Source organism: Kribbella sp., from assembly GCF_035687465.1.
Classification (GTDB): domain Bacteria; phylum Actinomycetota; class Actinomycetes; order Propionibacteriales; family Kribbellaceae; genus Kribbella.
On sequence record NZ_DASRXP010000478.1, the window covers coordinates 1 to 8949 of the forward strand.

At 67.3% G+C, this 8949-nt stretch carries 7 protein-coding genes; 5 read left to right on the forward strand and 2 right to left on the reverse strand.

Annotation, left to right across the window (positions count from 1 at the left end):
- The 5 genes from VFG33_RS25200 to hrpA all read left to right on the forward strand — a co-directional run.
- Positions 1-455: Bug family tripartite tricarboxylate transporter substrate binding protein (locus VFG33_RS25200; RefSeq protein ID WP_325055424.1), on the forward strand; the 455-nt coding region annotated here is incomplete at its 5' end.
- On the forward strand, positions 452-973 hold the full coding sequence (locus VFG33_RS25205; protein ID WP_325055425.1) for a tripartite tricarboxylate transporter TctB family protein: 522 nt from the start codon (positions 452-454) through the stop codon (positions 971-973). The genes VFG33_RS25200 and VFG33_RS25205, both read left to right, overlap by 4 nt.
- Positions 970-2541 carry a tripartite tricarboxylate transporter permease gene (locus tag VFG33_RS25210; protein WP_325055426.1) on the forward strand — a complete coding sequence of 524 codons (1572 nt, stop codon included), beginning with the start codon at positions 970-972 and terminating at the stop codon, positions 2539-2541. Before VFG33_RS25205 ends, VFG33_RS25210 begins: the two co-directional genes overlap by 4 nt.
- Positions 2541-2963 (forward strand): universal stress protein, encoded by a 423-nt coding sequence (locus VFG33_RS25215; RefSeq protein ID WP_325055427.1) that lies wholly within the window; start codon positions 2541-2543, stop codon positions 2961-2963. Before VFG33_RS25210 ends, VFG33_RS25215 begins: the two co-directional genes overlap by 1 nt.
- Before the next feature lie 227 nt (positions 2964-3190).
- Complete coding sequence (gene hrpA, locus VFG33_RS25220; RefSeq protein ID WP_325055428.1) at positions 3191-7249, forward strand: ATP-dependent RNA helicase HrpA; 4059 nt, start codon at positions 3191-3193, stop codon at positions 7247-7249.
- Here the strand turns inward: hrpA and VFG33_RS25225 are convergent.
- The gene (locus VFG33_RS25225) at positions 7246-8046 is read right to left on the reverse strand and encodes an alpha/beta fold hydrolase (RefSeq protein ID WP_325055429.1); all 801 of its coding nucleotides are present in this window, start codon (positions 8044-8046) and stop codon (positions 7246-7248) included. The two genes, hrpA and VFG33_RS25225, sit on opposite strands and share 4 nt — an antisense overlap.
- A gap of 61 nt (positions 8047-8107) precedes the next feature.
- Positions 8108-8949, reverse strand: an 842-nt coding sequence (locus VFG33_RS25230; RefSeq protein WP_524538149.1) for a pectate lyase-like domain-containing protein, incomplete at its 5' end; no start/stop codon positions are given.

Here is an 8949-nt window from a genome sequence, read left to right on the forward strand (position 1 = left end):
CGGCCGGCGCAGATCCCTCGAACGTGAAGTACATCAGTTACTCCGGCGGCGGTGAGGCGACTGCGGCGATTCTGTCCGGCGACGTCACCGTCGGCATCAGCGGGCTCAGTGAGTTCGAGGAACAGATCACCGCCGGCAAGATGCGCGTGCTCGCGACCACCGGCACCGACCCGATGACGGTGGACGGCAAGCAACTTCCGACGATGAAGTCCGAGGGCTACGACGCCGAAGTACTGAACTGGCGGGCGATCGTCGCGCCACCTGACATCCCCGACGCGGATCGGCAACGGCTGATCGACTTCGTCACCCAGGCGAACGACTCGCCCGAGTGGGCGGAGATCCGGAAGAAGCAGGGCTGGACCGACTTCTTCCAGACCGGTGACGCGGCGACCAAGTTCATCGCCGACGAGACCACCCGGGTCCAGGCCCTGCTCACGGAACTGGGGATCGTATGAGCGCCACCGAGGAAACCTCCGACACCGAGGCCGTCGAGACCGCCAAGACCGCCGACCTCGAGGTCGAGGCCTCCCGGCTGGTGCGGATCATCGCCGCCCTGGTGCTGGTGGTGCTGAGCGGCACGTTCCTGGTGGGCGTGTTCGACATCCGCAGCCCTGACGGCCTCGACCCGGCCGGACCCCGCTTCTTCCCCCTGCTGGTCACTGCAGCGTGGTTACTGCTGTCCCTTGCCTACCTGGTCGAAAGCCTTCGCTCACCCCGTACTGCGGGGGCGCCCGACCACAGTTGGTTCGAGCCGGTCGCCTTGTCGGCTCTCCTCATCCTGTACGCCTTCCTCGTGGTTCCGCTCGGCTACATGATCGCGACGGCTCTGCTCTTCTACGCCGCGGCCCGGGTGCTCGGCAGCAGACAACTGGTCCGGGACATCATCGTGGCGGTCGTGCTGGCGGTGGTCGTCTACATCGCCTTCACGCAGTTCCTCGACATCTCGCTGCCGGAGGGGGTGCTGGGCCTGTGATCTCGCTCGCTGTCTTCAACGACCTGCTGCACGGATTCAGCACCGTCCTCGACCCGATGAACCTGCTCTGGGCGGTGCTCGGGGTCACACTCGGCATGCTCGTCGGCATCCTGCCCGGCATCGGGCCGGCCCTGACGATCGCACTGCTGCTGCCGATCACGTTCAACTTCTCCGACCCGATCGGCGCGTTCATCATGTTCGCCGGGATCTACTACGGCGCGATGTACGGCGGCTCGACCACGTCGATCCTGATCAACACCCCGGGCGAATCGGCTTCGGTGGCGACCGCGATCGAGGGCCACAAGATGGCGCTCAAGGGACGAGCCCGGGCCGCTCTCGCGACGGCCGCGATCGGGTCGTTCGTCGCCGGCACGATCTCGACGGTGCTGCTGACGTTCGTGGCGAAGCCGATCGGCAACCTGGCGAGCGAGTTCCAGTCGACCGACTACTTCGCGATCACGTTGCTGGCGATGGTCGCGGTGACAGCGCTGGTCGGTCATTCGCTGGTGCGTGGTCTGCTCTCGTTGACGGTCGGACTGTTCATCGGGCTGATCGGGCTGGACAGCTTGTCCGGCGCCCAGCGGTACACCTTCGGCACCCTGCGGTTGCTGGACGGCGTGGATGTCGTCATCGTGATCGTCGGGCTGTTCGCCATCGGGGAAACGTTGCATGTGGCATCGAAGCTCCGCAGTACGCCGGATCGTCCCGCCGTACTGGAGAAGGGCCAACTGCGGACCGGGTACCTGAACAAGTCCGACTGGTCACGTTCCTGGGCCCCGTGGTTGCGCGGGACCGCACTCGGCTTCCCGTTCGGCGCGATCCCGTCGGGCGGCGCCGAAGTACCGACGTTCTTGAGCTACACGATCGAGAAGCGGCGGGCACGCAAGGCCGGGCGGAAGCATCCGGACGAGTTCGGCGACGGCGCGATCGAGGGCGTCGCCGGACCGGAGGCCGCCAACAACGCGTCGTTCTCCGGAGTCCTGGTGCCGCTGCTGACCCTGGGGCTGCCGACCTCGGCCACCGCGGCGGTGATGCTCGCGGCGTTCCAGATCTTCAACGTGCAGCCCGGACCGCAACTGTTCGAGGACCAGGGCACGCTGGTCTGGACGCTGATCGCGTCGCTGTACGTCGGGAACCTGATCCTGCTGATCATGAACCTGCCGCTGATCCAGATCTGGGTGCAGGTGCTGAAGGTGCCCCGGCCACTGCTCTACGCCGGCATCCTGGTGTTCGCCTGCCTGGGCGTCTACTCGCTGTCCGGCTCGGGCTACGAGGTCCTGATGGCGTTACTGATCGGTGTGGTCGGCTTCTTCATGCGGAAGCTGGACTTCCCGATCGCGCCGGTGATCCTCGGCGTCATCCTGGGACCGACGATGGAGGAGCAGTTCCGGCGCTCGCTGGTCATCTCCAACGGCGACGCGAGCGTCTTCTTCACCCGGCCGCTCAGCCTGATCATCATCGTGCTGACGGTACTGGCGCTGTTCGTCCCCTACCTGCCGCGTATCGTCGCCCGCATCCGGGGCACCCAGGCGAGCCGCGACCGGCTCACCTTCGGTGAGGACGACTGATGACGGGAGAACACCGAGTGAAGATCCTGGTCGGGTACGTGCCGACGCCCGAGGGCGAGGCCGCGCTGGACGCGGCCGCCGCCGAGGCCGTACTGCGTGGTGCCTCCGTCCTGCTGCTGAACACCAGCCGTGGTGACGCCTACATCGACAACCGCTACGCCAACCAGGCCGAGCTCGACGCGGCCGAATCCCGGCTGCGGGACCTTGGCGTCGAGGTGACGATCCAGCAGGCGGTCGGCAGCGGAGATGTCGCCCACGAACTGATCAAGGCGGCCGAGGCGAACGAAGTCGGCCTGATCGTCCTCGGCCTGCGCCGCCGCAGCCCGGTCGGCAAACTCATCCTCGGCAGCACCGCCCAACGCGTCCTGCTCGAGTCCCCCGTCCCCGTCCTCGCCGTCAAGGTCCCCACCCCTCACGACTGACTCGCCGCCGTTGAATAGCATTCTTTGCTTATATAAGTTGTGACTGCTAGATTGAGCCCCCTTCGGACGGCCGACGAGAGGTTTCGGGTCGGCCGCGGACATTGCCAACGGCGCCGATCCCGAAGAGGCCCGGGCCGCCGCGGACAAGACGATCGGCTTCTACACCGGCCAGGGTCTCTGAAATCCATGTGAGTCCTTCGGGGCGGGCGCCTAGACTGGCTGGTGCTATGCCTGATGCCCGGACCGAATCGCCGAGTCCCACTCCAGCTGCCGGTTCCGCACAGGATCCCGGTCGGCCCCGCCGTCCCCGCCGCCGGCGCAAGAAGCCCACTGGTACTGCGGGCTCCGGTACTCCGGTTGCCGAGGCGACTGGGGTTGCCGAGTTGGCGGCGCGGCTCGACGGACTGACGGCTGCCGACCGTGAGCAACTCGGGCGGCGGCTCGAACGTCTTCGCGGGTTGAGAGACGACGAGAAACGCCCACAAGCGCTCTCCGACCTCACCGCGCGGATCGAGCAGGCGGAACACCGGGTCGAGCAGCGACGGCTCGCCGTACCGGAGATCACCTATCCCCCCGAGCTCCCGGTCAGCCAGCTCAAGGACGACATCGCCGCGGCGATCCGCGACCATCAGGTCGTCGTGATCGCCGGCGAGACCGGGTCCGGCAAGACCACCCAGATCCCGAAGATCTGCCTCGAGCTCGGCCGCGGGGTCCGCGGCATGATCGGGCACACGCAACCGCGGCGGCTCGCCGCGAGAACGGTCGCGGAGCGGATCGCCGAGGAACTCGGCACCGAGCTGGGCGAGACGATCGGGTATGCGGTCCGCTTCACCGACAAGGTGAGTGAGCGCTCTCTGGTGAAGCTCATGACGGACGGCATCCTGCTCGCCGAGCTGCAGCGAGACCGCGATCTCAGCCGCTACGACACCCTCATCATCGACGAGGCGCACGAGCGCAGCCTGAACATCGACTTCATCCTCGGCTATCTGCGGCAACTGCTCCCCCGCCGGCCCGACCTCAAGGTGATCATCACCTCGGCGACGATCGACCCCGCGCGGTTCGCCGAACACTTCGCCGACGCCCAGGGCAAGCCGGCGCCGATCGTCGAGGTCTCCGGCCGGACCTATCCGGTCGAGGTCCGCTACCGCCCGATCAACGACCCGGACGAGCCGGCCACGCTCGACCGCGACCAGACCCAGGCGATCCTCGACGCCGTGGACGAGCTCGCGCTCGAGGCACCCGGCGACGTCCTGGTCTTCCTCAGCGGCGAACGCGAGATCCGCGACACCGCCGACGCTCTCAATGATCACCACCTGCGCAACACCGAGGTCCTCCCGCTCTACGCGCGCCTGTCGAACGCCGAGCAGCACCGGGTGTTCCAGTCGCACGGTTCGAGCCGGCGGATCGTGCTCGCCACCAACGTCGCCGAGACGTCGCTGACCGTGCCCGGTATCAAGTACGTGATCGACCCCGGCACCGCTCGCATCAGCCGGTACTCGCACCGCACGAAGGTCCAGCACCTGCCGATCGAGCCGGTCTCCCAGGCCAGCGCGAACCAGCGCAAGGGCCGCTGCGGCCGGACCAGCGACGGCATCTGCATCCGCCTGTACTCCGAGGAGCACTTCGACGGCCGACCCGAGTTCACCGACCCCGAGATCCTGCGCACCAACCTCGCCTCGGTCATTCTGCAGATGACCTCGATCGGGCTCGGCGACATCGCCGCCTTCCCGTTCATCGACGAGCCCGACAACCGCAGCATCTCCGACGGCCTGCAACTGCTGACCGAGCTCGGCGCCATCGACTCGGCCCGCGCCGCCGATCGCAACCGCCGCCTGACCCCGGTCGGCCGGCAACTGGCCCAGATCCCGCTCGACCCGCGCCTGGCCCGGATGATCGTCGAGGCGGACAAACACGGCTGCGTCCGCGAGGTGATGGTGATCGCGTCCGCGCTGTCCATCCAGGACCCGCGCGAGCGACCCACCGACGCCGAGGCCCAGGCGACCCAGCAGCACGCCCGCTTCCGCGACCCGAACTCGGACTTCCTCGGCTTCCTCAACCTGTGGAACTACCTGAAGAAGCAGCAGAAGGACCTGTCCGGCAACCAGTTCCGCCGGATGTGCCGCAGCGAGTACCTGAACTACCTCCGGGTCCGCGAATGGCAGGACATCTTCGCCCAACTCCGCCAGGTCGCCGCGCAGATCGGCGTCACCCTGAACTCGGGCGAGGCCGCCGATCCGCAGAGCGTGCACGTCTCCCTGATGTCCGGCCTGCTGTCCCACCTGGGCATGAAGGATCCCGCGAACCAGCACCAGTACCTCGGTGCCCGCGGCACCAAATTCGCCATCTTCCCCGGCTCCGGCCTGTTCAAGAAGCCACCGCAGTTCGTGATGGCCGCCGAACTCGTCGAGACCTCCAGGCTCTGGGCGCGCGTCAACGCCAAGATCGAGCCCGAGTGGGCCGAGGACCTCGCCCCACACCTGATCAAGCGCAGCTACTCCGAGCCGCACTGGGAACGCAAGGCCGGCGCCGTGATGGCGTACGAGAAGGTCACCCTGTACGGCGTACCGATCGTGGCCCGGCGCAAGGTCAACTACGGCAAGGTCGATCCGGAGGTCTCCCGCGAGCTGTTCATCCGGCACGCGCTGGTCGAGGGCGACTGGGACACCCACCACAAGTTCTTCCACGAGAACCGCAAGCTGATCGAGGAGGTCGAGGAGCTGGAGGAACGTACCCGGCGCCGCGATCTGCTGGTCGACGACGAGACCCTGTTCGCCTTCTACGACGAGCGGATCGGCTCCGAGGTCGTCACCGGGACGCACTTCGACACCTGGTGGAAGAAGGCCCGGCAACGCGACCCCGACCTGCTCGACTTCGAGCGGTCCCTGGTGGTGCGCGAAGGTGCCGAGGTGAAGGAGGAGGACTTCCCGGTCAGCTGGACCCAGAACGGGATGACCTTCGACCTCACCTACGCCTTCGAGCCGGGCACCGACGCGGACGGCGTCACCGTGCACCTGCCGCTGCTGGTGCTGAACCAGGTGACGGCCGACGGCTTCGAGTGGAGCGTGCCGGGCTTCCGCGAGGAGCTCGTCACCACCCTGATCAAGTCGTTGCCCAAGGCAATCCGGCGCAACATCGTGCCGGCCCCGGACCATGCCCGGCAGATCCTCCCGCACCTCGACGCGTCGTCGGGGCCGCTCACCGACGCGATGGCCCGCGAGCTGCGGTCGCTGCGGGACGTGCTGATCGAGCCGGAGGACTGGGACTGGAGCCGGGTGCCGGAGCATCTGCGGATGACGTTCCGGGTGGTCGACGACCAGGGCAAGACCGTGGCCGAGAGCAAGGACCTCGCGGCGCTGAAGCAACGGTTGAAGCCCAAGACGACGGCCGCCATCTCCCAGGTCGCGTCGAAGGCGGTCAGTGGTCTGGAGCGATCCGGACTGACCGACTGGACCTTCGGCGACCTGCCGCGCAGTTTCTCCGAGCACCGCAACGGTCTGACCGTGGCGGGCTACCCGGCCCTGGTCGACGAGGGCAAGACCGTGGCGATCCGGCTGCAGGAGACCGAGCGCGACCAGGCCGCCGCGATGTGGAACGGCACCCGCAAACTGTTGCTGCTGACGATGCCCTCCGTCATCGATGTAGTGCAGCGCAACCTGACGAACCAGCAGAAGATGACACTGATGGCCGGTCCGCACCGCAATGTCGGTGATCTGCTGGACGACGCGATCTCCGCGGCCGTCGACCAGTTGATGGCGGGGGCCAACGCACCTGCCTGGAACCTCACAGCGTTCTCTGTACTCCGCGATGCCGTCCGCTCAGATCTCGCCGATACCGTGCTGACGATCTTGCAACAGGTCGAGCAGGTACTGGCTCACGCCCGCACGGTGGACAAGCAGATCTCCCGGGCATCGAGTCCGGCCCTGCTCGCCGCGCTGTCCGACGTCCGAGGTCAGCTGGAAGGGCTGGTGCACCGCGGTTTCATCACCGAGGCCGGCGCGAAGCGGCTGCCCGATCTGGTCCGCTACCTGCGCGGGATCGAGCAGCGGCTGGACAAGATCGGCGCCAACGCGATGCGCGACCGCTCCGGGATGGCGATCGTGCAGATGCTGACCGACGAGTACCAGAAACGCCTGCGTGCGGTACCGACCGGCAAGTACCCGAGTCCGGAGCTCCTCGAGGTCCGCTGGATGCTCGAGGAACTCCGGATCAGCCTCTTCGCGCAGACCCTCGGAACGCCGTACCCGGTGTCCGACAAACGGATCCGGAAGGCGCTGACGAGCGCTTAAGGCATCGGCGCGTCGAGGAACGTGATGACGACGTCGCTGACGAGGTTGGTGCGAGCCATGCCGAAGAAGTGGGTCGTCCCGGGGAACACCGCGAGCTGGGAGGCCGGGACCCCGACGAAGTCGCCGTTGACGTCGCTGCCCCGGAGCTGGGCGAACTTCACCGCGTGCTCCAGCTTCACCGCGTCGTTGTCGCCGACCGTGATCAGGGTCGGCGCCGCGATCCCCCGGATGTCGTCGTCGGACCAGCCGTTGGCACCTCGGTCGTAGCCGCCGAGCTTGTCGAGCAGAACCTGCAGGTGCTCGAGGTCCGGATGCGGCGACTTGGCCAGGTACGCCGCTTCCATCGGCGTACCGGCGATCATCTCGACCTTCATCTCCCCCACCGCGGCGTTCTCCGGCCGATCGCCGTCAGGGTGGTAGGACACCGAGGAGATGACCGCCTTCCGGATCAGCTCCGGGTTGCGGATCGTCAGGTGCAGCGCGACCGCACCGCCGACGCTGAAGCCGAAGACGTCGACCTTCTCGACCCCCAGGTGCTCGAGCAGGCCGATGACGTCGGAGGCCAGCGCCTCGGTGCCCAGCGGGCGGTCGATGTCGTTGGTCCGCCCGTGGGCCTGGAAGTCGGCCGCGATCACCTGGCGGTTCTCGGCCAGACTCGGCAGCACCTCCCCGAACTGCTGCTCGATGTCGAACAATCCCCCGTGCAGCAGGAGCAGCGGAGTACCGCGCTCGCCGTGGACCTCGTAGTACATCTCCAGTCCGTTGACCGGTGCATAGCCGGTCGTCTTCTCGGTCACAGCTTCTCCCCTAGGTCGGATGCCCCCTGAGTATCAGATACAGGGGGCATCCGAGCGTCTGTCAGGGGTAGTTGACGACGTAGCGTTGCTGGGTGGCGAGGTTGGCGGCTCCGCCGGTGTTGTTGATGACGTTGTTGATGGTGCCGACACCGCCGAGGGAGACCGAGACCAGGTCGTGGAATCGGACCCCCGCGGTGTCGGGCACCTCGAATGCGCGCGACACCACGATCGCCGGATTGACGTTGAAGAACGAGTAACTGCCGACTCCCCACGCCTCGTGGGTCGTCACAGTGTTCGCGACCTTGTACGACGCCCAGCCCTGGTTGCCGCCGCCACTCGTCCAGCCGGCCTGGTTCGGCACGTCGTACGGGAACTCGTTCTGGTAGAAGTACGTGCGGCCGCCGTTGCCGTTCCAGAGCGTCTCGTACTCCTGGTAGTGCTCGACGAACAGCCCGTACATGGTGACGTTGTTGCCGTTGACAACAAGCCCGTTGGCCGCCGTGTTCACGGTCCAGCCGACCCCGTCACCGTGGTCGCCGCGCCACAGCCAGAGGTGGTCGCCGATCACGTTGTTGCTGTTCACCCGCACGCTCACGGTCGCCTTGCCGACATGCGCGCCGCCGATCCGCGCGTACACGTCGTGCAGCGAGGTCGGGTTGGCCGCGTGGTTGGCCGTGGAGCCGGCCGGGCCGATCTCGATCAGCACCGGCGAGTTCACCGGACCCGCGTCGACCAGGAAGCCCGCCAGCTTCACGCCGTCCACGTCCGCGACGCTGATCGCTGCCTTCCCCGTGTCCGGGGTCAGGGTCGCGAGGCCGAGACCCAGTACGACGGTGTTGGCGCGGGTGACCCGGATGGTGTCGGTGAGGTGGTAGATCCCGGGAGTGAAGAGCAGGTGCTTGC